The organism is Cyclobacterium sp. SYSU L10401 (genome assembly GCF_010993705.1).
Taxonomy (GTDB): Bacteria; Bacteroidota; Bacteroidia; order Cytophagales; family Cyclobacteriaceae; genus Cyclobacterium.
In genome coordinates, this window is sequence record NZ_WOFO01000002.1 from 490,094 (window position 1) to 515,523 (window position 25,430).

Sequence of the window (25,430 nt, forward strand, 5' to 3'; positions counted from 1 at the left end):
TAACTTTTTACGAATATACGATAAAGTATCGTATTTTTACCAGTTAATAAAAGCAAAATTCTAAAAAATCTAGACCAACAGGATTTTACTTAAATTGGTGGAGCTGTAAGCGATTTAACTCCCACAATAGAAAAAGCCAACTGTCTCCCCTATACAACAAGTATCCCTTTAATGATCAGGACTCCTGCCTTGCTTCTCCAGAAACTGCAGTACCTGCCGCTCCACAAAACTGTTTTCATGGGGTATCATTCCGCCTAGTGCTTCATTTAAATTGGCTGAATTAATCCCATGGTCTGAATATAACTTCAGTAGCTTTACCAGCTGCGGACCATTCAATTTTGGTAAGAAAGCAATTGAATTTTCCACCATTACCGGATTTAAATGGGGTGCCACTGTCAATTGATCAAAAATCATGTTTTCAATACCAGCGTCCACTTCACCAATAAGCTTGAAAAGCTGAAGTTGTAAATCCTCCGATTCCAACTGTTCAATAGTAAGTGATTTCAGTAATAGGTAGGACTGGAAATATTCTTCTTCAAGGAGTATTCCGATAAAGGCATCAATCACCGAATCATCCAGTTTGGTAAGTAAAGCAAGCCGTTCCAATGCCCAGGTCCGATCACTTTGATCCGTACTTTGAAGGATTTCGGTAAACAAATACGGATCAAGTTGTTTTTCTGTCAGCTCCATGACCTGCTGTTGGACCGGACCATGGACTACCTGGTATAGTTTATGGGTAGTATAGGCAGCACCGGGTACGACATACTCCAGCACATCCTTTGCCGTAGCACCCGATACACCATCTATTGAACTGTCGGTTTCAGCTGTATTGGTTACCAAATTTTCAAAGGAATAATTACCCAGGGGCAGGAAGGGGTCAGCCAGCAGCCGGTGTAATTGCCCGTATTCCGGCGGAAGGAAGGGTTCATGGTCGTACTTGCTCAGGTACTCCCCATCCAGCAGTTCAAAACCCAGGTACCTGCCTGTGATGTTCCAGTAAACCCGTATTTTCAAGGGACGGCACGTGTTATCATAACATACCCCTGTATGCAGGTCCATAAAATAATTCAGGGGAATACCTGCTGCACCCTCTTTCGGAGTCATTTCTTGCCGGTACAAGGAATCGTTGATGGATACAGTGATCAACCGGGAGGAATCCGCTATGGGTATGGTCGCAGGTTGAAAATACCGGATATCCTCTTCTTTTTCGTAAAAAAACAGGATCAATGAAAGTCCGATCAAAAATCCCTTTATCCAATGGATCATTTATCGTTGATTTGTAAGTAATGCTCAGGCCTCCGGCACAATCCCCCCATGTTCTCTCAGTAAATTTTTTAACGCATCCAGGGGGACTTCAGCCGGTGTAACCTGGTATTTGATGGCCAAAACAGCCGCCGCTGCCGCTACCTGTCCCATTCCCATGCAAGATGCCTGCACCCTCAGCGCAGAATTGGCCAGCCGGTCGCTACTCAGACAACGCCCGGCCACCAGGAAATTGCGGCTGCTTTTGGGAATCAACGCCCGCAGGGGTATGGTAGCTACCACATCCTCTTTCAGAAACTCCTGGTAAATGGATTCCCCGTTTCGGTGTAAATCTATTGGATAAAACGAGTAAGACAAGGAATCGGGGAATACTTTTCCAGAAACATAGTCTTCATGGGTGACCTTATAAAGTCCATCTATCCTGAAGGTCTCCCTCACAGCAGTTTCAGTTTGGGCATCCATTAATTTTAATTTTTCACAGCCCGGGAAAGTTCTCAATGTCCTGATCAGCTCCAAAAGGGAAGCCCTGCCCTCTATATTGGCTTTTGTATGTAAGGCCGCTGTGGACGAGTCGGCCCCATGCACATAGACATAATTGTAGGGTACAGTAGGAGGGAAATTATTCACTGAGGAATCCACCTTCACCTCGTCGTTGATGAGCATATTCTGCCTGAGTCTCCCATGGTATTCTTTCGGGATCTTGGAAAGGTCCAGCGAATCGAAATCGTAACCCCCAATCCGAAAGATAAATGATCCTGGTTGGGTATCTTTCTCTCTCAATAAGTCAAATCCTGCTATGGAGGCGGCGGCGGCATTACCGGAACAATCGATGATCTGATCACAAATGATTTCATTGGCAACTCCTTTTCCGACTGTTTTAACCGTCCATTTTCCGTTGGTGAAATTAATGGTTGTAGGCGTTGCATAAAAGTGAATGTCCACTCCAGCTTCCGTGCACTTTTCCTCTGCCAGCAGGGCATAAAGGGCTTTATTTACAGTTACCTGATGTCTCCAATGGCGAATGGTATCATTGTTGGGAATGATGGAGAAATTGGGCAGGATATCATCGTTTAGTTTTACCGCTTCCATCACCAGTTCCCATCCTATTCCTCCGATAATCTGCTTTCCCCAGGCATGGAATATTCCAGGGAAGGATACCCCTCCGGTAGTAGTAGTTCCTCCCAGTTGACTGCCACTTTCAATCAGAGTGGTTTTGGCTCCTGCCCTGCCTGCCTGTATGGCGGCAATAACGCCGGCGGTACCTCCTCCGACTATCAGCACATTGGTTTCAATTTTCTGCTGGTTGATTTTAAAAGGTGCTGCCAGAACTTCCCCTTTGGAAAGTTGGGGGGCGGTCAATCCTACGGATATCGCTCCCATTCTGGCTATCATTTCTCTTCGTTTCATTTTTTATTGATTTGCATAGCTTGAAAGCCCTGGAAGGTTTTAAAAACCTGCCAGGACTGAAAATGACCCGGGATTAATCCGTGAATATAAAAAGAATTAGCTGCTTTTTGGACAAAAGCATTTACCTACCAGAAGGTTTCCCTACTTCTTAAAAATAAACCCTGCTTTTATCCACCTCCCTAATGATCTTATCCAATTCCCACCCAAATAAAACGACTCCCTAGTGAATGGCAAAGAAAATTGGCAGGCATTTGAGTGGATTAAGGTTGCCCTTCAACCAAAAATCAAGTAAATTTAAGCTGATAATTACGATAGGATGTATGCGGATTTCCATAAAGAACTGGAAAACATACATCCAATCTGCCAATTTCGGGTTCAAATAGGAGCCACTGATCAAAAATTCCGGCGGATTGCCGGACTTTACACCATACCTTATGAACAGCAGAAGAAATTTCATCTATAAATCCCTGCAATTGGGAGCATTCTCCGGTATGGCTTCCATCTTGCCCGGATTTAATATTAACACGACAGCAGCTATGAATTCGAAAGCAAAATTTGACAAGGTCCCTCTTCCGGCCAACTTTGGCCTGGGGGGTGTGGCCATAGGCAATGGTTTCAGACCTACCACGGATGAACAGGCCCAATTGGCGCTGGAAGGTGCCTGGGAGGCCGGGGTGCGGTTTTTTGATACTTCCCCCTGGTACGGACTGGGACTTAGCGAAAGGCGGTTTGGACGTTTTCTTCACAATCAAAAGCGGGAAGATTATATACTGGCCACTAAAGTAGGCAGACTATTAAAAGCCGCAAGGCAGGCACCCGGAAACAATTCCTGGAAAGATGCCTCGCCCTTTGACTACGAATACGACTACAGTGCTTCCGGTGTGCGCAGGTCCGTAGAAGACAGCCTGCAGCGGCTGGGCATCAACAGCATTGACATTGTTTTTATACACGACCTTTCTCCCGAAAATGGAGACATCAATTGGAAAGAGCACTTCAAAGTAGCTGCCGAAGGGGCTATGCCCGAACTGACGAAAATGCGGGAAGAAGGCCTGATCAAAGGTTGGGGCCTGGGAGTCAATCGCATCGAACCCATACTGGAAACCCTCAAAGTGGCCGATCCGGATGTCTGCCTTTCTGCGACCCAGTACTCGCTCATGTACCATGAAGATGCCCTGGAGCGTTTGTTTCCTGCCTGTGCCGAAAAAGGAGTGGACATTGTGGTGGGTGCTCCCTTGAACGCCGGATTCCTGGCTGGCATAGACCGGTACAATTACTGGGGGGAGATGCCGGAAGGGTTTAAGGAGAAAAGGCGTCAGATGACCGAAATTGCCAAACGGCATGGGATAGACCTGATCTCTGCCGCCTTGCAGTTTTCTGCGGCCCCGGATGTAGTATCGGCAGTCATCCCCGGGACCCGCTATCCCGATCAGGCGAAGGCGAATGTGGAAGCCATGAAAGTAAAAATTCCTAAGGGCTTTTGGGAGGAGTTGGTAGAGAAAAAACTGATTTCGGAAAAAGCGCCCTGGCCACAGTGATTTCGATAATTTATTTAGGGTGGGGATATTTTAATACCGATGGTATAATTGCAAAAGGACATGCATAAAATCAGGGCCTCCTGTGATGGCTTCATAATGGTCATGTTGATAGGTGGCCATTGGCAGGGCATTTCCATCAGAAAAAAATAGATCGAAGCCATGAAAACAGGATATAATCTCCAATAAGGAAAATACTGCTCGCCTACTTTACCTGCTTCCCCTTATTAGAACAGATTTCATACAATTCCTGGACAGGTGATCGTCCATCCGATTGGGGAATTCAAAGTACATATAATTATTTGAAACATTTAGACCAGCAACTGTAAGCGAGATTTTTTTGATCCATGAAAAAAATTGCTTCCAATTTGTTATATTCAGGTATGGAAAAAGAAAAGGCCAAACCTTCCGTTAAAGTACCGGATTTAAGTTATGGGCGGTATACCTATACGGATTACCTGTCCTGGGATATAGAAGAAATGGTCGAACTGATCAAGGGTAAAGTTTTCAAAAAAGATTCCGCAGCTCCAAACAGGATTCATCAACGACTAACGGGAGACCTCTATACAGAATTAAACCTGTTTTTGAAGGGCAAAAAGTGCCAGGCCTACATTGCCCCTTTTGATGTCCGGCTTCCTGTCCAATCCAAAAAAGATGATAAAATATTTACTGTCGTACAACCGGATATCTGCGTGGTCTGTGACCTCGACAAATTGGATGACAGAGGCTGCATCGGTGCACCTGATCTAGTGGTGGAGGTACTCTCTCCGGGAAACAAACAGCTAGAACTCCAACATAAATACGAGGTTTACGAAGAATCCGGGGTAAAGGAATATTGGCTAATGGATGCAGCCGGACAGACATTATTGATTTACACCCTGACCCAAGGCAAATACCACAGTTCCCGTCTGATGACTTCCGGAGATACAGCAAAGTCTTCTACTGTACCGGAGTTTGAATTGGACCTGGAAGCATTTTTTGCGGAAATCAAATAAGATGTATTGGTCAATATAGTGGCTTATGGCTAGAACCTCAGCAAGGAATGAACAGGTTTTACTAACCGGATTCAAAGAAACTTTTCCAAAGTTTTTCACTTATTATAATTTTTCCCGACGGTCAGGAACTAACTTTGGAAAAGTTGTTGACCGAAATGAATCTTAACTAAATAATATTGTAACAAGATTAGAAATTGAATATTTATATTATTCAATATCTCCAAAAAACTCCTCCAAATCCAGTGCAAACCCTTTGATCACCTTCGATTCCACCACTTCCTCCATCTGCCAAGTCAGGTAATCGGCATAGGAATAGTTGTCATATTCCAAATTCGGCTCATTGACTGGGTCCTTCTTTTTGGAATTCATGGTTTTAATATACTGATTTTTAATCTTTTAAGAAAATAAGCTATGGCCAATCTTCCATTCTATTGGTTCAGGTATCGGTCAATAAACTGCTGGTTCAGCTCATCGGAGTCGCCATACTGCTCCCGCAAGGCTTCCAGTTTGCGGTGCAATTCATTTTGTACCTCTTCATATTCAGGGTTGTTGTAGAGGTTTTCCATCTCATTGGGATCCTCCTGCAGGTCATATAACTCCCATTCGTCTATGTCGTAGTAAAAATGCATCAATTTATACCGGTCTGTCGCCACTCCATAGTGACGCTTCACCATGTGTACAGAAGGGTATTCGTAATAGGTATAATAAACGGCATCCCGCCAATCTTCCCGTTCACCATTCAGCAAGCCCCTAAAGGACTCCCCTTGCATGTCCTCCGGAATAGCCACCCCCGTATAGTCCAGAAAGGTAGGCGCAAAATCGAGGTTCTGCACCAGCGCATCTATCACCGTACCCGGCTCAATTTCTGGCGGATAACGGACCATCAGCGGCATGCGCAGGGACTCTTCGTACATGAAGCGCTTGTCAAACCAACCGTGTTCACCCAGGTAAAAACCCTGATCGGAGGTGTACACCACAATGGTATTTTCGGCCAGCCCGGATTCATCCAGGTAATCCAGCACCCTGCCTACCCCTTCATCCACCGCTGCAATGGTACCCAGGTAATCCTGCATGTACCGTTGATACCTCCATTTCATCAGTTCCTCCTCGGACATATTGGAATACCTTTCTTTAAAATCCTCGTTGATAGGCCCATACACCTCATCCCATTCGGCCCGTTGGGCTTCGTTCATCCTGCCGATGGTCCTTTCAAAGGCTTGAATGTCCCAACTGTTATTGTTTGGACCTACCACCGTGGGGCTGATGCCTAATTCTTCTATGGTCTCCGGGTAAAGTTTGGAGTCTCCGGCCCAGTTCATGTGATCCAGAATATTCATTTCTGCTTCTTTGGCAGCCGTACCCCTGCCTTCGTAATCATCGAATAAGGTGGCAGGCTCCTCAAATTGCCTTTGGGTAAATTCCTTATAGTGCCTGGGTGCGGGTTCCCATTCCCGATGGGGTGCCTTGTGGTGGTACAGCACACAAAAGGGCTTTTCCGGATCCCTGGTATTTTGCAACCAATCCAGGGTGGTATCTGTGATGATATCGGTCACATACCCTTCTTTTCTTACCGTCTCTCCTTCTATCAAAAAGTCGGGGTTGTAATAATGTCCCTGCCCCGGCAGCACCATGGAAAAATCAAAGCCTTGGGGAATCCCATCCATATGAATCTTGCCTATCATGGCGGTCTGGTAACCATTGGCCTGCAGCAACTTGGGGAAGTTGTCCTGCTCCCAGTTAAAAGCCGCCATATTGTCTATTTTGCCATTCACAAAACTGTGTTTGCCGGTAAGCAACACCGCCCGGCTGGGGGCACAAATGGAATTGGTGACGGAGGCCCTTGTAAAAAGCGCCCCCTCATTGGCTATCCGATCAATGTTTGGCGTCTGGATCAATTGATCGCTGTAGGCACTGATGGCCTGATAGGCGTGGTCATCGCTCATGATAAATACGATGTTGGGCGGGGATTTTTCTTCTTCCTGCTCTGTCTGGCAAGCCGACGCAGCGATAATAAGTAATAGCAAGCAATAAGAGTAGCAACTAAGGGTTTTCATATGGGGCTTAATTTACCATTGGATTAAGGAAGTCATCTATTCCAAACCATTATCAAATGGATGTCAATCAACATTTTGAAGGAATGAAGATAGGCAAAATAGTAGAAAATTTAAAAATAATACTTGGAATCCAAGCTCCCAATTAAACCCACCTGTTCATGACAGGTACCATGAAAGGAAAAAACGCCTCAAGCTATTTTATCTACATATTATTGTTTTGGTAAAATTAAAAACCCCTATAAATCAGTCAGGGCCGTTTGGTTTTTAACCCATAGTTGGATACCATTTTCGGCAGTCACCAGGTCAAATTGCCCGAAGCTACCCAACACTTCTGCCTTTCCTGAAAATGAGGGATGTTGAAATTCTGAGGACCTCCAATTTACTTTTAACCAATCCGAATCTTGAAGTGTCCGCTCCTCCAGGGGGCTTTCTATATCCTCTGCCAGATTTTCTGCCAGGAAGCCCTGCCGCTGATCTGGCAACCTGATTCTTAACCAGCCTGCGGTTTTACCCTCAATTCTAAATACTTCTCGCTTTCCCAACTTGTCCAAAACCAAACTGCGGGTGCTGGGGCCTTGTCGCAGATTGACCAGCTCCCCCTTTACCCTTGCCCAATTATTGAATAATACTGAGTCAGCCTTTGGTAACTTTGGCAATTCTGGTGCATCCTGAAAGAAATAAATCGGATCCATGCTCTTCCATCCCCGGGCATAAATTCCAAAATGCAGGTGAGGTGCCGTGGTGCGGGCGTTGCCGGTATTGCCCACCGTACCCAGCGTATCACCAGGTTTTACCTTGGTGCCTGCGGCCACCAGCTGGCTATCAAGATGGGCATAATAAAAGGAATACCTTCCTGATGAAATCCTTACGGTCTTTCCTCCCAATCGGTTATTACCCACCCGGGAAACCCTTCCCTTGCTGACCGCCAGTACCGGTGTACCTCTGTTTGCGAATACATCCACCCCTTCATGTTTTCTTCTACCCCCCTCTCTTGGATCCCCGAAAAAACTGGCAATATTCAAATGGCTCTTTTCCAATAAGGGAAAACTCAGGGTGGCAGCATAACTAATGGACAACTCTACCAAACCTCCCTTCAATAACTCGGGTTGTAGTCGAAGCAGGTAGCTCCCTTCCGACCTTACCGGATACCTGATGGTATTTTCTTTCCCCTCAGGTTTCAAATCCTCCAGGTCGTCACTTCCATTCACCTGAAATAAATCCATAAACCAGGTAGCGGTGGTATCCGAAAGTAACTTCAAATCTACCGTAATTTCCTGCCCCTCACTGGCCGAAAACAAAAAAGAAGCTGCCTCCGGCACAGCCGGATCAAACTGGGTCAACTCCCTATAGGGAAGTTCCACCCTATTGGAATCAGCTAGTGACCGCACTCCTACTCCTTCCCAATCCCTGACCATAGAATTGCCTTTCAGACTTGAAGCTTTAAGGTCCTGCAGGTATTTGTCATAGGGGCTACCGGATCTCAGGAATTGTTCTATTTTTGTTCCCTGGCAGGACAGGCACAAAAATACCAGCAGGTATAGGAATAAATTTTTCATATTTCATTCAAAATGCAAAACGCCTGCCGTTTTAATAAGGCAGGCGCTCTTGATATTAATATCCAGCTGGTGATTACAAGGTTTTCTGCTCTTCATGAACTCCCTCACGAATCTCTTCTATGAGCTTCTTATTGAAAGCAGGCAGGTCCTCCGGTTTACGGGCAGTCACCAGGGCCGAATCGCAAACACATTCGCTGTCTGTCCAGGCTACTCCGGCATTGATCAGGTCGGTTTTGATAGAGGGCCAGGAAGTCATTTCCCTTCCTTCCAATGCACCTGTTTCGATCAACACCTGTGGACCGTGGCAAATGGCACCTATCGGCTTGCCTGCTTCAAAAAAGGACTGAATAAAATCAATCGCTTCCTTGTTGGTCCGCAATTTGTCGGGATTGATCACCCCTCCGGGAATCATTAATGCATGGTAATCGGCGGGGTTGGCATCACTTAATGGCTTGTCTATTTTCACTTCCTCTGTCCAGTTGCCGCCTTTCCAACCTTTGATAGACTTTGCTGGCGAAATCACATGAACAGTAGCTCCGACTTCCTCCAAAGCTTGTTTGGGGCTTTTCAATTCACTCTCCTCAAATCCGGTTTCGGTCAAAATAGCTACGAACTTGTCATTTAAAGTTGGCATGTTACAAAATAGTTTGGTTAATAATTGATTCCATTCCTTACCGATTGGAAATATCCAATCGGGCAGGACTAAAAACGGTCCAATTACCATGCCATTAACGTATTTGTTAATTAAACATGGTAAATCAGGGCATCGTAATTTGATCAAACCAGATATTCTTTTACGCCTGTTGCTTTAAACCCGCTCTACTGGAAAAAAAGTACGCACCAAGTGGAAATTATCGCGCACATAGGCACGAACTACCTGAAACGTGACGTCCAATCAATCCTGAATTGTCGCTTTCTTCTCCTCTTTTTCCAGCTTTTTGAAGTATCTTCTGAATAAAAAATTCGACCGCATGGCTTCCATATTGGTATTGAACTTCTCGGTGCTGGACTCCAGATTGATCAGTGTCTGCATCAGGGTAGCCCGGAACAGCGAGTCCTCCAAAATCAAGCCCGCAGTTCCCTCGCCAGCTTTCACTCCCTCGACCAGCTGATTGAGCTGCTGAAGGAGCCCCTGTGTCTCAGCCGTGGTCGATTCGATCTGCTCCAGGCTTTGCTCCACTCTTGCTGTCAGCACCGTATCCGAAACCAAGGTACCTGCTAATCCATCTCCATTTTCGATGTTTTTCAGCAATTCCTTCCCTGTCAAGGACATCTGAGTAGCCTGATCTCCTGCACGTCGGAAAGCACGAACAGCACCTTTCATCTCCTCCAACATTAGCGTATCTGAAAGCGTATTCCAAAGACCCTGGTTTTGATTGATCTTTTCAGTGATTTCAGATAGATTCATCAGCGTGTTTTGCAGGTAATCTCCCGAACTATTGAGTTGCCGAAGCATGTCCTCTGTTCCGATTTGTTCCAGGGGAATCAAGACATCTCCCTCTTCAATCGGCAAGGCATCTCCTTCCTGCGGGTGTATTTGCAAGATTTTGTTACCGATCAGTCCGTCGGTATTGATGGTGGTTCGGGCATTTTTGAGAATGAAGGGAGTCATTTTGTTACGAATCAATAGGCCCACCTGTATCGTATTTTCATCCAATACATTGATATCACTTACGGTGCCTACATTCATCCCCTTGTACAGCACATTGTTTCCAGGAAGTAACCCGTTCACCTCCTGCATTTCTACATAGATGTGCATGGATGTTCCCAGGATGTTCTGATTCCTCCCGATCATATAGAGCGAAAAGACGAGAAACAGTAAACCAGCAATCACGAGAGCTCCTAGCTTTGCATTGGATATTTTTTTGTCAGTACTCATAGTCCTTCGAAGAATTCCCTCACTTTGGGGTCGCGGTTTTTAATTAAGTTTTCAAATGTTCCTTCCGCATAATTTTTCCCTTCAATCAGCATGATGATTCGGTTGGCAGTCATTCGGATACAATTCATGTCGTGCGATATGATGATGGAAGCGGTATTGTACTTTTCTTGAATCCGGTTCATCAATACACTGATTTCTCTACCGGTTATCGGGTCCAAACCTGTTGTCGGTTCATCATATAGGATAACCTTTGGCTTGAGAATGATTGTCCGGGCCAAAGCAATCCGCTTCCGCATCCCTCCGGAGAGTTCGGCAGGCATCATATCGATGGTATGCAATAAACCCACGTCCTCCAATGCTTCTTTTACCGCCGATTCGGCGTTTTTGGCACGCTCCTCCTTCGTCCAATGCCGGCGAAGAGGAAATTCGAGATTTTTTCGAACCGTCATGGAGTCGTAAAGTGCATTGCTTTGGAATAAAAAGCCCACATCGGCGCGAAGCAAATCCATTTCGTCCTGATCCAGCAGACTAATATCCTGATCGAGAATAGTGATTCTACCACTGTCCGGTTCGATCAATCGGATAATGCATTTGATCAAAACGGATTTCCCGGAACCCGACTTTCCGAGGATCACCAGATTCTCTCCCTCAGAAAGAGTAAGTGAAAAATCCCGAAGCACGTGATGCTGCCCAAAGGATTTGTTCAAGTTATTTACCTCGATGATGGAGTCGCCCTTTGCCATAAAATCAGGTAAGTCCCAGGACATCGGCAACTTGCACCGCGATCAAATCCAAAATAAACACCAAAAGCGAAGCCACAATCACTGCCGTGGTGGCAGATCGTCCTACTCCTTCGGTTCCCTTTTGGGAATGATAGCCTTTGTAGCAGCCGACGATACCAATGGCAAATCCAAAGAAGATTGTCTTGACCATAGCCGGTACAAAATCCCCAAAAATCAATACTTTGTAGGCCTGGTACCAATACAAGGGCCAACTGACATCCCCTTTCAGATTCGCTCCCAAATACCCTCCATACAATGAAATCGCAATGGCCAAACTGGAAAGAATGGGCACCATGACCGTAGAGGCCAAAACGCGGGTAACCACCAGGTATTTGAAGGGATTGGTTCCCGAGACCTCCATCGCATCTATCTGCTCGGTCACACGCATCGACCCCAGTTCCGCCCCAATTCCAGAGCCTATTTTACCCGCACAAATCAAGGCTGTAATTACGGGTGCGATCTCCCGGACCAGCGAAACAGACACCATGGATGGAAGCATAGACGCCGCCCCAAACTCCATCAAGGTAGGGCGTGACTGAATGGTCAAAACCAGACCCATGATAAAAGCGGTGATACCCACGAGGGTAAAGGTCTTGTAACCAATAAAATAGCTTTGGTTCACAAACTCCTCCCACTCCTGCCGGGGCTTGCTGACTTCCCGGAAAAAACGGCCCGTAAATCGGGCTATTTCTCCTACTTCCTGAAAGAAAGGGGTGTTCAGTTTATTCAGTAGTGCCATACATTGCTTTCATCTCCCAAATTCATCAACTTTCCTGAGAAAAGCCGTTGCAAAGGTCAGGTCAATGTATGATAAAAATCAGGTAAAAAAAAAACAAAACACCCCTCCATATCCTGTCATAGGGAGTTTTTGTTATTTCCCAAAACAAGAACTGACTTATGGGTGTAAGGGATTAATTAACCCCCCTCACTTGAAATCTCTGGAGGGAAACAGTTCCCCCTGTTGCCCCTTTTCTCCAGTAGAGGTTTGGGAAACTTCCCCGCCTGCTTCTCCCTTCCCTGTCGACCTGCGGTTTTGTTCCACCGAACTGGGTTGCAGCAGCTTGTTTAGGTTATGACAAGCGCGCACCACCACGTGGATTACCTCTCCTTCTATTTGTAGTTTCCCGGACACCATCAGCAGTTTGGACTGCAGGATAACGGATCGGTATTTCTCAAAGGTTTTGGCCCAAACCACCAGGTTGGCAAAACCGGTCTCGTCTTCAACGGTAATGAAAAGCACCCCCTTGGCCGTACCTGGTCGCTGCCTTACGGTAATCAGGCCGCAAACCTTGACAAAAGCCCCGTCCTTCATTTTCCCCAAATGGGCCGTGGGGCTTACGCGCAACTGATCCAATTGGTCGCGCAAAAGGCTTAAGGGGTGAGATTTCAGGGAAAGAGTAGTGGCGGCATAATCCCTAAGTACCTGCTCCATGGGGGGGATGGCTGGCAGGGACACCTCCTTTTCCTGGGGCGTCTCCTGCACCTGCCCCGTAAACACACCGATGGGCCTTCCCTGAAGGGCCAACACTTCCCAAAGGGCTTGCCTGCGGTCGAGGCCCTGGGATCGAAAGGCATCGGCATCAGCCAGGCGCTCCAGGGCTGACTTGGGGACCCCGGCATTGATCAGGTCGGTGATATGGTCATAGGGTTTCTTCCGCTGCTCCACCAGCAGCTGCATGTCGGATTGATTCAATCCCTTCACCTGCCGGAATCCCAGACGAATGGACAGGTACTGACCGGATTTTTCCTCAAACACGTGGTCCCAAAAGGAGCGGTTTACATCCACCGGCCTTACTTCCACTCCGTGCTTGCGGGCATCGGTAACGATCTGTGCCGGTCGGTAAAAACCCATGGGTTGGCTATTGAGCAGGGCCGTAGCGAAAACATCCGGATAGTGGTACTTCAGCCAACAGGAAACGTACACCAGCAGGGCAAAACTGGCCGCATGGCTCTCAGGAAAACCGTAACTGCCAAATCCTTCCAGCTGACGAAACACCCGCCTGGCAAAATCCTCTTGGTAGCCCCGGGCCACCATGCCCCCCACCAGCTTTTTCTCGTACTGACTCACCAGCCCATGCGCCTTGAAGGTCGCCATGCTTCGCCGCAGTCCGTCTGCTTCCGCCGGGGTGAAGCCTGCCGCCACGATGGCAATCTCCATGGCCTGCTCCTGAAACAGGGGCACCCCAAGCGTCCGGCCCAGAATTTCCTCCAACTCCCGGGAGGGATATTCCACCGGCTCTTCTCCCCTGCGCCGTTTGAGGTAGGGATGCACCATGTCTCCCTGAATTGGTCCTGGCCGTACAATCGCCACTTCAATTACCAAATCGTAAAAGGTCTTGGGCCTCAAACGAGGCAGCATGGACATCTGCGCGCGACTCTCAATCTGGAAAACCCCCAGGGTATCCGCATGACTAATCATCTCATATACCTGGGGATCGTCCTGTGGAATATTGGCCAGGGTAAGCTGTGGTCCGTAATGGGACCGGACCAGGTCAAACGCCTTGCGTATGCAGGTCAACATGCCCAATGCCAGCACGTCCACTTTCAGAAAACCCAGGGCATCGATGTCGTCTTTGTCCCATTCGATGCAGGTCCGGTTTTCCATCTTCGCATGCAGTACCGGACAGAGGTTGGAGAGCTGATCCCGGGTGATCACAAAGCCCCCGGTATGCTGGCCCAACTGCCGGGGAAACCCCATGTACTGCCGGGTGAGGAGCAGCGTCTTTCGCAAATGGGAATCCCGGGGATCAAATCCCTGAGAGGAAACTTTCTCGCCTTGCAGCCATTCTTTGGTCAGTTCGTGCCCTGACTTGGCAAGCCGGTCCACCGCATCCAACGACAAGCCCATGGCTTTGCCCAGGTCCCGCACTGCTCCCTTCCAATGCAGTCGGGTGACGGTGGCCACAATGCCCGCCCGGTCCCGTCCGTACTTTTCGTAAATGTACTGCATCACCTCCTCCCGGCGTTCGTGCTCAAAATCCACGTCGATATCCGGGGGCTCGTTCCGGGCATCGGACATAAAGCGGGCAAACAGCAACTTGAACTTGGAGGGGTCCACCGAAGTGATGCCCAGGCAATAGCAAACCACCGAATTGGCTGCCGAACCCCGCCCCTGACAGAGGATACCCCGCTTCCGGGCAAAACGCACCAGGTCGTATACGGTCAGAAAATAGGAGGCGTAGTCTTTCCGTGCAATGAATTCCAACTCCTGCCGGATGGTATTCCGAAGGGCTTCGGAGATTTGCTCCCCGAAACTGCCCCGGGCTCCCTCCCAGGTACGCAATTCCAACTCCTCCTGTGGACTGCGTCCTTCACTGCTGATTTCCTCGGGGTATTGGTAGGTCAACTGATCCAGGGAAAACTCACAGGAGGCGGCAATTTCCACCGCCCGGCGAAGAGCAGCCGGGTACTCCCGAAACAGACGGTACATTTCTTCCCGGGATTTCAAGTACCGCTCGGCATTGGGATGCAGGCGAAATCCGGCATTTTGAATGGTACACTTTTCCCGGATGCAGGTCAGCACGTCCTGCAGCGCTCTTCTGCCCGGAGCATGGTAGTGCACATCGTTGACCGCCACCAGGGGAATTCCCAGGCTTTGCTCCAGCTGCGCCATCCGAAACAGCCGCTTCTGATCGCTGCCATTGTAGGCAAAAGCGGCGGCCAGGTAAAGGCTGTCGCCCAGGGCCTCCCGGTATTCTTCCAGGGAAGAATAAAAGGCCGGCTCAAAATCCAGGTTGGCATTCAGGCTAGTTGGAGGGACTGCAATAAAAACACTATCCCGGGCATAGGCGTATACATCCGCTTTGTACAGGTGACAGATCCCCTTCTCTGCCCGAAGATTGCCCAGGGTAAGCAGGGAAGATAGGCGCCCGTACGCGTCCCGGTCTTTGGGATAGGCCAACAGGCTGGGACCATCCAGCAAGTCCAGGCGGCAGGCCGGAATGAAGCGCAGGCCGGATTCCCTGGCTGCCGCGTGTGCCCGGACAATTCCCGCCAGGGTGTTTCTGTCGGTCAGGGCCAGGGCTTCGTACCCCAGCTGAATGGCCCGCTGCACCAATTCTTCCGGATGCGATCCTCCCCGCAGAAAGGAGAAGTTGGAGGTCACTTGCAATTCGCTATAGGCGGTTTCTTGCATGATTTGTCTGGATCAATAGGTTTGATAAATTGTCCCGGGTCAGGAAAAATAGCCGTGCAAAAACCATTGGGGTTCCCCTTTTCCGTAAAGTCCCAGCCGAAAAAGCCAGTACCTGCCCCCTTCCGTATCTTCCACACAGTAATAATCCCGGGGCGGCCCGGTTTGCAGCCACCATTCCTGCTCGATGCGCTCCGGTCCATCGGCACAAACCACGCGAACCAGCTTGCCCTTATGCTTAAAATGCACCGGAGGGTAATCGGGCAAGGGTACCATGACCGTAATGGGTTCGGGTACAGGCAGCAGGTGCAGGGGACGTACCAAATCGGGCCAGCCCGTATCGGGTTTTTCGTCAAAGGAAAGCGCAGGCCGCACCGAATGTTCCGGCCAATGCCGCTCCTGAGGCAGGTACCGATGTATGCGGCCCGAACCCAACTTAGCAGCTACCCTGTCCAGGAGTTCTGCTACTGCTGCCGGGTCCCCCGAGCGATGCCAGAACTGCTCCTGTGGAAGCCGAACCTTTTCTACCAACAAGCCTTCGAGGGTAAACAACTCAATGCCCAAGGCTGGCTCCAACAAGGGGATTTTCAGGGCAAAGAGTCGGAAAAGGTGCATCGGATTGTGGGAAGCCCGGCCGGTGCCAATGGTGATTCCCACCGTTTTTCCGTCTACCCGCAGACCTTTGAATACCGCCTTGCGCAGCCCCTTCCCTTCCCTGCTCAGGCGCTGACAGAGGGTGTCCAGCAACTTTTGGAGAGCGATTTCGATGCCTTTGGCCGTGCGAATGGGCTCCAGGCAGGGCAACTGCTCTTCGAAGGGAACCCGGGGCTGTACCGGTTGAAAGGCTTCCTCTTCCCTACCCAGGGCCTGCCCCAACCGAAGCAGCAGCCCCTCCCCAAATCGCCTGCGCAAGGTAGCCGCCGGCAGGTCGATAAACTGCTGGATTTGCCGGAAACCCAGTTTTTCCAGCCCCTCCAGTATCCGCGATTCCAGGCGAAGAGCAGCCGGAGGCAAGGGCAGCAAGGCTTCCCGCTGCCCTCCCACTTCGGCTATGCCGCCCTGCTCGCCATACCGGGCCAATGCCCAGGCCACCCCAATGGTATCGGCGATGGCAGCCCGTACCCGGTAGCCTTTGCCTTCCAGGGCGGATACCAGGTCCTTCAGGTAGGCAGATTCGCCTCCCCAGAGATGTGGACAACCCGAAATATCCAGCATCAGTCCGGAAGGAGGATCGGCAGCGGGAAGCGGAGTGTACCGCAAGCACCACTCGGCCAGCCGGTAGAGGAGCCGCTTTCCCCAACCGGGCCTGTCGGGAAAGACCACTATATCTGGAAAAATGGCCCGGGCATCTGCCACGGCCCTTCCCGGACGAATGCCCCGTGCAAAGGCTTCCCGACTGCTAGCCTGCACGATGGCCCGACCCCGTTCGTTGCCGGCCAATACGAAGGGCTTTCCCCGGAGTTCCGGATGTCGAATGGCCATCCGGTCCGTGGTCAGGTGACAAAACCAGAGGGATAGAAAACGCTTAGGCATACTTTCTGCTGTTTTGGGTAATTGCTTGCCGCTTCTCCTCCCGGAAAACTTCCTGAAAACCCTGCCCGTCCCATTGCAGCTGCCAGTCGCCCGGTCTTCCGTTTCGGACCTTCATCAAGCCTACCTTCCAGGTAGGAACGCCCAGTCCCGGCATGCCCGTCGGCATGGGTGTCGGAACCGGGGCCACCTTCCAGCGGGTAGCACAGGCCAGGGCATGCAGACTACGGGGCTGATGGCGGTGCACGAAGCCGGTGACACGGCTCCGCTCTACTGCCAATTGCAGGCGCTGGGATTCGGAGAAACCCAACTCCCTGATTTCCCCGACCACCGCTACCAGGGCTTCGCAACTGAGGGCCTGCTCCAGTGTCCACAGCAGGTCTTTTTCCCTGGGTACGTTCACAAACACTACCCGTTCGGGGGCTACCCCAAAACGCTTCAGGGCAGGAGGAAAGACCTGTGGGCGGGTCCCCAGCCAAAGGCAAAATCCACCTTTTTGCAGCAGCATGCCCAGAAGCACGGCCAAAAAGCCCTGGGTGGAAGCCGCCTCGGATGGGGTACGACTGATAAATTCGTGGTTGGCGGCCAGGGGAAATACTCCGCCCGGGAAAGCCGCATGCAAGGGACCCAGCTGCAGCCTGGAATCCGGTTGCTGCCCTTTTGGGGGAAGGTATCCTTCCAGGGCCATGATTTCCTGCTTTAACGCCCGCAGCCGGTCCATTTTATCACTATTTCCTTTCATCGTTTTCACAGAATGCCTATATTTGACACGATTCGTGTCAAATCGTTGACTCTAATACTAGCAAACTTCAATGAAAAAGTCAAAAAACTTTTTTCCAGGTAACCTGAAATTTCTCCGGGAGCGGAAGGGCTTGACCCAGCAAGGGCTGGCAGCCGAACTGGAACTAACCCGTTCCAAACTCAATGCCCTGGAATCCGGGCAGACCAAGGCGCCCTCCCCGGAGGATTTTCTGGTCATTTCCAGTTATTTCGGTATCAGCATCGACAGCCTGATAAGGATAGACCTGCGTACGCTGGGGGAGCTGAAATTGCGGGAGCTGGAAGCCGGAAACGACGTGTACATGCGGGGCGGCAACCTGCGGGTGTTGGCCATCAGCGTGGACAAAGGCAACCAGGAAAACGTGGAATACGTGCCCATCAAAGCCAAAGCAGGCTACCTTTCCGGATACAACGATCCCGAGTTTATTGCCTCCCTTCCCCGATTTTCCCTACCCAACCTTCCCCGGCAGGGTACCTACCGGATTTTCCCCACCGTGGGGGATTCCATGTTGCCCATTCCGGGGGGAAGCGACATCATCACGAGGTACCAGGACGACTGGACGGCCCTAAAGCCGGATAGCCCCTGCGTGGTGATACTGAGTGGGCAGCAGGATTTTGTATTTAAGTTGGTGACGGTACAGGCCGCAGGGCAGCTGCTGCTACGCTCCCTAAACCCGATCTTTGAGCCCTACACCGTGCCTGTGGGCGAGGTAGCGGAGATCTGGAAATTTCATGCCTACACCAGCAAAGAAATCCCCGAGCCCGAAACCGACCTGCAGCAACTGGTCCGGGCGGTTAGGGACATGCAGCTGGAGATGAAGGGAAGGAAGGGGTAGGGATTCAGGGAAAAGGAAATTAGCCTGGTGAATTAAGATAAAATCAAGGAGATACATCGAAAAATGAACACCTTTCGGAGTGAGTCAAAAACCGGTTGCTATAATAGCAATGTGCGGTTAATCCATTCCTAAAAGTGGAGGGCCAAACCTTCACTAAAAAGGATACTACCAGATCGGTTCGCCTCCTGAAGGCTACTTCCCACAGCAAATCCAGCACGATAGGGGTTGAAATCCAACTGAAATAATACAAATGGTTGCACGCTTCTGGAATGATAATTCGGTTCAACTTAGAACCAACATTCAATATAGCGGGCCCATTTATAAACAGAATTGGGGGTTAATTTTTTAGTGATTGCTTATTAGATTTACTATGTAATTGGACAGGATGTAGCAACCAACCGATCAAAAGAATAAAAGTTTCCTTCCAAACAATTCACACTTGGAAGGAAGCCCCATGCAGCGTTTAGCTAGCCCACTCAAATCATGAACATTTCCTTCAAAAACAGAATACTAAGAAATCGATTTATAATCGGAAGTATTGGCATGGCCCTTTTATTTATGGCATTTGGATCGTACGGATCGTTTAACCCCTTTGAAATCGGTTTTTATACCTCCATAGGCGCTGGAATCGGATGGTTTTATATAAGCTATTATGGCTTTAAATGGTTGCTGGGCAGGATGGGCAGGAATAAAACCTGAATAATTGGTTTATTCACATCCCATCTAAAAAATTTTCATTAATAACAGGTCCAAAAAATTGGACCTGTTATTTTTTTGGCTCTAAATCCACCAACCTAATGGGGTTTAACCAAAAATTTAGTATTTGGTATTACCAAGTTAGGGCACAACCTTGAATTAACTTTGCTGCTTTTTCCTGTTTACCAAAATAAACCAATAAATCAATGTACCTATAAAAACAAAGGCACTAAATAAAATTCCCCAGCCGTACAAATAGTGTTCAGAAAGGACTTTTAAAGAAGCAAAAACAATGACTCCTAGCGCAGATAATCCCAAAGTAACTAATAACGGTTTCATAATCTATTTACTGATTTCTTTAATGGCACATCCTAATCCATCTCCAACTACACAAAAGGGACTTAACACCCAACACCCAAACGTTCCAACTGGGTCATTATCCCAATCATCAAAAAGCTTATCTATAGCGCTATCCATACAATTTCCCCATCCTTTCAAACTCGGACCGTCTGAATTTAATCCCAACTTTTCTGAATTATAGATAAACTGATTTCCGGTATTTAATGATCTGAATGAAATTGAAGGTCTACTTTTATTTTTAGCACTATATTCATTAAAATTAGCCAAAATAAAATCAGATTCTTTTCCGGAATCCAAGACTTGTACGAACACCTCTTCATTATCGTCTTTAAAGGTGAAAGAGACTGCTGACCTACCATTTTCATATTCAAACAATCCAACATCGCCTAAATTATTTGAAACTCTCAATGATATACTTGACGGATTCTTATCCTTTGATTTTTGATTTAAAGAACTTAATGCACTAATAACTAAAGGATCTTCTGGAGAAAGATTTTTAAAATTCTTTACATGATTTTGAGAATCAATTGAATCTTGGAAATTAGAATTAATATCTTCTTCCATAAAATCACCACAAGACCAAAACACCATCATAGGCAAAACTAAGATTAGTTTAACAATAGTTTTCATGTTAGTAAGATTTAAATAAAAATAAGACCAATCAGGCTCGTAAATTACCTGGCTACTCACTTGTTTTATGTCGTTTTTAACTTTCACATCGCCGACGTTGGGTGGCAAACCCTAAAAAACCCTTATAAATATAAAATGGTGAATTTGTTTATTATATTGACAAAATGATGGAAATAAAGTAGTAAAATAATAAATAATAATCAAATTTTTACATAAAAAATATTGAAATTTTCACTTCTCTTTAAACTATGCTATAGCATTTTAAATACCTCCGAATACTGATCTTTATTACTCCCCTCCAAAAAAACCCTTCCAGACTTCCGCCTTTAGGGCCTTGTCCTCGGTACCGGTATACATCAGCAGGCGGTAGCGGATGGTTTCCGATTCACCGGCGGCAAGGCCCCAGTCACCCAGTATTTGCCGGGAAGGTCCCAGACCCATTTGGCTGTCTACACGCCAGGGTGTGGGGAAGGTGGCGTTGTCCGGATGATCCAAAATGGCAATCCGGGCAAAGTCCTCCCGCCCGTCCAACTTTATCCCAATATCGCTCCAAATGGCCCGCTGCCCTTCCAATTCCATGCCCTCGTGTCCTGAGGCACTTACAATCTCTCCCACCGTCTCCGGCACCCAGGGCATGCGAACAAAAAGACCGCCCACATAGAATTTGCCCATCACTACATCCATTTTGGCCTCCCCCTGCCATTCCAGGTCCAACAGGTAACGATCGGCATAGGCCTGCAGGGACCAGTTTTGGGTTTCTACCATCAGTACGTTTCCTTCCTCGTCCAGCATCTCGTACACGGTTTGCCAACGAACCCTTTCCGCATCGTCCTGAAGAACGTCTGCCGATACCCGTCGCCAATAATCCCGGTTCCAGTTCATAAAGAAATCGCGCTCGTTTACCCGCTTTAAGCCCCAGTAAATGCCCGTTTGGTGGGGATGGTGGTCCGGTCGGTATTCGGTCATCTCCCCCTTACCGTCCGGAACCAGAATGGGATGCAGGTAGGGCCGTTCTTCCGGTTTTGCCCATTGGGTCAGGATGGGTGCTGTTTTGTCTCCCGCATGGACGGCGATACGACCTGGCTGCCGATCCTGTTCGATACGAAGGGAAAGGGGATTCCCGGCCCGGGGCTCCTCAGAGGAAGGCAGCAGGTTGACCACCGGCACCTCCCCCTCCATTGGTGTGATTTCCAGGTTTCCCTGCTGTATGCGGATGTTACGAAACCGGATGGAAAAACTTCCCTGCGGATCGTTTTCATTGTTGGCATGCAGCTGCAGACCGATAAAGCCCCGGAGGTAGCGGTCGTCTTCCAGCTGGGCTACGGGTACACCGTTTACCCATGTTCGAAGTATCGGGCCCACTGCTTCTATGCGGTAATGGTTCCATTGGTAACCGTTTTTATCGTCCCGTTTGAAAGCGGCCTTTGCTTCCGGGCCCATTTTTTCCGGCGGGTAAATCCATCCGCGCTCGGCCCCTTCTTCGTAGATGGCCCCGCTCCACTGCTGGGGCTTGGGATCGACTTCCATCTGATAGCCGTGCACCCGGCCGTTTTTGTATTCGGGATAACTCTGAGATCGAAATTGAATGCCTGAATTGTTCATCAGCGTATCCACGGATACCTCGAGCTCGAGCACAAAATCACCAAATTCCTTATCGGTGCACAAAAATCCATTGGGTTGGCCCGGAACGGTACTCCCGACAATCATCCCCTCTTTCACCTCCCAGTTATGGGCTCCATTTAATTCGGTCCAGCCGCTAAGGTCCTTGCCGTTGAAAAGGGATTGCCAGACCGGTTCCTGAGCCAATAAGGCAAATGGAGGCAGGACGGTTGCAAACAGGAGCAGTAAGAAGGAAGCAATGCGTGGTATAGTCATCATTTTTTTTGGGTTTATGGTGGTAGTAACCTCGGGAGTCCATCAATCGGGCAGGGCAAAGGCAATGACCGAATCTCCGTGGGGGGTGCCGTTTTTCCCTCCCCCGCCGGCAGTAATGACCAGGTATTGTTTTCCCTCTACCTGGTAGACACTGGGGGTGGCATAGCCTCCTGCGGGGAGTTGGTATTCCCAGAGTACCTGACCGGAAAAGGTATCAAAGGCCCGGATCTTTTCATCGGGCGTTCCTGCAATAAATACCAGGTTCCCGGCAGTTGCCACCGGACCACCAAAACTTTTGGCCCCGGTGTTTCGAATGCCTTTGGCCACCAATTCGGGGTATTCCCCCAGCGGGACCTTCCACAGGATTTCACCCTTATCCAGGTCTACGGCGTTAAGGGTTCCCCAAGGCGGAGCGATGGCGGGATAGCCATTCTGGTCTACAAAGAAGGGGGCTACATTGGCGTAGCGGGGTGCCCGGCTGGTATTGGAAGTACCGGTTCCAGCCGGAGTTTCTTTTGGGTCTTCGGCACTGTGCTGCAGGTATGCGATTAGGTCATCCAGCTGCCTATCCGAAAACTGGCCAAAAGCGGGCATCATGCCCCGGCCATAGCGCAATACGGATTTGATGGAATCCCGGCTGAGCTCCAGGTTTTGAAGAGGTGGAAATAAGGGAGGATTCCCTACCTTGTTTAGCCCGTGGCAGGCGGTACAGGAAGTATTGTAAATCATTTTTCCGCGCTGGAGCGGCGAGGCCGTTGCCGTATCCAGGTTATCGGTCACTGGCACCAGGCTATGGATGGTGGGTGCCTCGTTAATATTCACGTAAAGGACATTGGTGGCCGGATCAAAAGCCGCACCACCCCATTCGGCACCGCCCTGATGACCGGGCATGGTGATTACCCCTGCCCGGGAGGCCGGGGTATACAGAGAGCCGGTTTCATGCTGTCGAAAGATATTTAAAACATATTCCCGGGTTTCGGGCGTAATGTTACTCAGGTCCGCTTCGCGAAGGCTGGTCCGGTTGAGTGGAGGTGGTTTTAGCGGAAAGGGTTGGGTGGGCCAGGCTTCTTCCCCAGGCACCTTCGAGGGAGGCACGGGCAGATCAACTACCGGAAACACCGGTTCGCCGGTTTCCCTATCCAGAACAAAGGTAAATCCCTGCTTGGTCAGTTGTACCACGATGTCCCGGGCCGTACCCTCTGCCGTGACGGTGGCCAATATGGGGGCTGGAGGCAGGTCGTAATCCCAGATGTCGTGACGCAGGGTTTGGTAATGCCAGATGCGCTTGCCGGTGCTGGCATCGAGGGCGATCACGCAATTGGCAAAAAGGTTTTCCCCCTTGCGCATGCCCCCGTAGATAAAATCCGGCGCAGGGGAACCGGTGGCCAGGAAAACCCAGCCCCTTTCCTCATCCACGGTTAGCCCGCCCCAGGGATTGGTACCGCCATAGCTTACGCCATCTTCAAATTTCCAGGTATCGTACCCAAATTCCCCCGGCTGGGGAATGGTATGAAAGATCCATCGAAACTCCCCGGTAAGGGCATCGTAGCCCCGCACGTCTCCGGGGGTGGAGGGAGCTCCTTCGGGCGTTCTTCCTCCGATGATGAGCATGTCTTTATACACCATGCCCTGGGTGGTGGCCTCAAAGTCTACTTCTTCCGGGTCCTGGGGCAGGTTTTTGCGCAAATCAATCCAGCCGTTTTCGCCAAAAGTCGTGATAAGGGTACCGGTAAGGGGGTCGATGGCGTAGACCCGGTCCTTTACGAAGTTCAGGATGCGTTTATTTTCTCCCTTTTCGTCTTCCCAATAAGTAAGGCCTCTATTTCTACCCCGAAAGGGGCGTTCGTCTTCCCGGTACTGATTTGGACGGAATACCCACACTTCCTCTCCTGTGGTGGCATCCAATGCGACGGCATTTACTTCCGGCGTGGTGAAATAAAGCAGACCGTCTATAATGATGGGATTGGCATACATGCCCGGTCCCACGGGATTGCCGTGCTGGTATTCCCAGACTTTTTCGAGATCCTGAACGTTTCCGGTATGGATTTGGTCAAGGTCGGAATATTGGATCCCCGAGGAATGGCCCCTGTAAATGCCCCAATCCTGGTGGTTATTGAGGCGGTTGGCCTGTTGGGTATGCGTTGATTTTTCTGACTCCTTTGGGGAACAGGCGAGTAAAAACAGGTAGCAAAGAAGAAAAGGTAAGGTCAGGCTTTTTGGGTGGTGTTTTCTCATTCAGGTTTTTTTAACAAACAGTAGGTACGTATCTTTTTTTCTCCGGATAGCAAGACAATGGCCAAATACCCTTCCCATAAAAAAGGCACTCGGGCTCTTCCAGGATATTCTTCCGACTTGCTGTTGCAAATTATCGCATAAGTTGCACTAGTGAAAGTTACAAATTACCTAGAAAAAAGTCGCTAATAGCGGAATTAATTTTGTTTTCCTGCAATTCCAGGAAAGATCGCCCAACGGGTTAACAACCAATTGCCCCAAATTTTTCATAAACAGGCTCAAATGCATTTTCACTGGCATTGAATTTGTAAAAAAGTACCTGAAATCTTAAATTAAGCATTTCTTCATTAAAAAAATCTAGCTTTGTTTCCGCCAAAAAAGCTATATTTTCAAGACGACGGTGTTATCCCTAACAGCGCGCTCCCCCTTTTACTCTATCAGAATATGTTAGAAGAAAAGGGAGAACAAGCGGCAAGGTGGCTGGAAGAAACATTTGCTTCCAACAATTGGACCAACAGCTGGCGATGGGGCGTATATGATTTTCACCACTACCACAGCAATACACACGAAGTATTGGGAGTCTATAGTGGACAGGCTCTCATTCTGCTGGGCGGAGAAAAAGGTGAAAAGGTGAAGGTGAAACCGGGAGATGTCATCATCATTCCCGCGGGTGTGGGCCATAAGTGCCTAAGTCACGACAATCAATTTACGGTAGTGGGTGCCTATCCCAATGGCAGGAGTCCGGACCTGCTAAAAGGAGAAAAGGGAGAACGGCCAAAAGCGGATCAAAACATTGCGCAAGTCCCTTTACCAGAAGCCGATCCCCTGCTGGGAAAAGACAAGGGATTGATAAAGATTTGGGACAAGCAAGGTCGTCTTTGACCCCTGTAA

Annotated in this window: 18 protein-coding genes and 1 pseudogene; 4 read left to right on the plus strand and 15 right to left on the minus strand. The window is 49.1% G+C overall.

What is annotated here, in order from left to right; all coding sequences use genetic code 11:
- Positions 1–168: 168 nt before the first annotated feature.
- Complete coding sequence (locus tag GL182_RS07005; RefSeq protein WP_163378925.1) at positions 169–1,266, minus strand: hypothetical protein; 1,098 nt, start codon at positions 1,264–1,266, stop codon at positions 169–171.
- A 24-nt stretch (positions 1,267–1,290) separates the two neighbouring features.
- Positions 1,291–2,670: an FAD-dependent oxidoreductase gene (locus GL182_RS07010; RefSeq protein ID WP_163378926.1), complete on the minus strand. Its 1,380-nt coding sequence runs from the start codon at positions 2,668–2,670 to the stop codon at positions 1,291–1,293.
- A gap of 434 nt (positions 2,671–3,104) precedes the next feature.
- Between GL182_RS07010 and GL182_RS07015 the strand changes: the two genes are divergently transcribed.
- On the plus strand, positions 3,105–4,205 hold the full coding sequence (locus GL182_RS07015) for an aldo/keto reductase (RefSeq protein WP_163378927.1): 1,101 nt from the start codon (positions 3,105–3,107) through the stop codon (positions 4,203–4,205).
- Positions 4,206–4,585: 380 nt separating this feature from the next.
- A complete protein-coding gene (locus GL182_RS07020) occupies positions 4,586–5,197 on the plus strand; it encodes a Uma2 family endonuclease (protein ID WP_163378928.1) in 612 nt (203 codons plus the stop codon).
- Between the two features lie 249 nt (positions 5,198–5,446).
- Here GL182_RS07020 and GL182_RS24440 read toward each other — a convergent pair.
- The 10 genes and pseudogenes from GL182_RS24440 to GL182_RS07070 all read right to left on the minus strand — a co-directional run.
- Positions 5,447–5,566, minus strand: a pseudogene (locus tag GL182_RS24440) (Uma2 family endonuclease); the annotation flags it as partial.
- A gap of 59 nt (positions 5,567–5,625) precedes the next feature.
- Positions 5,626–7,251 carry a sulfatase gene (locus tag GL182_RS07030; RefSeq protein ID WP_163378929.1) on the minus strand — a complete coding sequence of 542 codons (1,626 nt, stop codon included), beginning with the start codon at positions 7,249–7,251 and terminating at the stop codon, positions 5,626–5,628.
- 236 nt (positions 7,252–7,487) lie between these two features.
- Positions 7,488–8,807 carry a peptidoglycan DD-metalloendopeptidase family protein gene (locus GL182_RS07035; protein ID WP_163378930.1) on the minus strand — a complete coding sequence of 440 codons (1,320 nt, stop codon included), beginning with the start codon at positions 8,805–8,807 and terminating at the stop codon, positions 7,488–7,490.
- 73 nt (positions 8,808–8,880) lie between these two features.
- Entirely contained in the window at positions 8,881–9,441 is a 561-nt protein-coding gene (locus tag GL182_RS07040) for a type 1 glutamine amidotransferase domain-containing protein (RefSeq protein ID WP_163378931.1), read from the minus strand.
- Positions 9,442–9,702: 261 nt separating this feature from the next.
- Entirely contained in the window at positions 9,703–10,686 is a 984-nt protein-coding gene (locus GL182_RS07045; protein ID WP_163378932.1) for an MlaD family protein, read from the minus strand.
- Positions 10,683–11,429: an ABC transporter ATP-binding protein gene (locus GL182_RS07050; RefSeq protein ID WP_163378933.1), complete on the minus strand. Its 747-nt coding sequence runs from the start codon at positions 11,427–11,429 to the stop codon at positions 10,683–10,685. The genes GL182_RS07045 and GL182_RS07050 overlap by 4 nt, the downstream gene beginning before the upstream one ends.
- A 4-nt stretch (positions 11,430–11,433) precedes the next feature.
- The gene (locus tag GL182_RS07055; RefSeq protein WP_163378934.1) at positions 11,434–12,207 is read right to left on the minus strand and encodes an MlaE family ABC transporter permease; all 774 of its coding nucleotides are present in this window, start codon (positions 12,205–12,207) and stop codon (positions 11,434–11,436) included.
- A 186-nt stretch (positions 12,208–12,393) separates the two neighbouring features.
- The gene (locus GL182_RS07060) at positions 12,394–15,603 is read right to left on the minus strand and encodes an error-prone DNA polymerase (protein ID WP_163378935.1); all 3,210 of its coding nucleotides are present in this window, start codon (positions 15,601–15,603) and stop codon (positions 12,394–12,396) included.
- Positions 15,604–15,642: 39 nt separating this feature from the next.
- Entirely contained in the window at positions 15,643–17,133 is a 1,491-nt protein-coding gene (locus tag GL182_RS07065) for a Y-family DNA polymerase (protein ID WP_163378936.1), read from the minus strand.
- Complete coding sequence (locus tag GL182_RS07070) at positions 17,126–17,872, minus strand: ImuA family protein (protein ID WP_163379146.1); 747 nt, start codon at positions 17,870–17,872, stop codon at positions 17,126–17,128. Before GL182_RS07070 ends, GL182_RS07065 begins: the two co-directional genes overlap by 8 nt.
- Positions 17,873–17,942: 70 nt before the next feature.
- Between GL182_RS07070 and GL182_RS07075 the strand changes: the two genes are divergently transcribed.
- Positions 17,943–18,746, plus strand: coding sequence for an XRE family transcriptional regulator (locus tag GL182_RS07075; RefSeq protein WP_163378937.1), 804 nt, complete (start codon positions 17,943–17,945; stop codon positions 18,744–18,746).
- Positions 18,747–19,784: 1,038 nt separating this feature from the next.
- Here the strand turns inward: GL182_RS07075 and GL182_RS07080 are convergent.
- The 3 genes from GL182_RS07080 to GL182_RS07090 all read right to left on the minus strand — a co-directional run bounded on the left by GL182_RS07080 (position 19,785) and on the right by GL182_RS07090 (position 24,542).
- Positions 19,785–20,432 (minus strand): hypothetical protein, encoded by a 648-nt coding sequence (locus GL182_RS07080; protein ID WP_163378938.1) that lies wholly within the window; start codon positions 20,430–20,432, stop codon positions 19,785–19,787.
- 288 nt (positions 20,433–20,720) lie between these two features.
- On the minus strand, positions 20,721–22,310 hold the full coding sequence (locus GL182_RS07085; RefSeq protein WP_163378939.1) for a family 16 glycoside hydrolase: 1,590 nt from the start codon (positions 22,308–22,310) through the stop codon (positions 20,721–20,723).
- Between the two features lie 39 nt (positions 22,311–22,349).
- On the minus strand, positions 22,350–24,542 hold the full coding sequence (locus GL182_RS07090) for a PQQ-binding-like beta-propeller repeat protein (RefSeq protein ID WP_163378940.1): 2,193 nt from the start codon (positions 24,540–24,542) through the stop codon (positions 22,350–22,352).
- 441 nt (positions 24,543–24,983) lie between these two features.
- Here GL182_RS07090 and GL182_RS07095 point away from each other — a divergent pair, with 441 nt between their 5' ends.
- Positions 24,984–25,421, plus strand: coding sequence for a cupin domain-containing protein (locus tag GL182_RS07095; RefSeq protein ID WP_163378941.1), 438 nt, complete (start codon positions 24,984–24,986; stop codon positions 25,419–25,421).
- Positions 25,422–25,430: the final 9 nt, after the last annotated feature.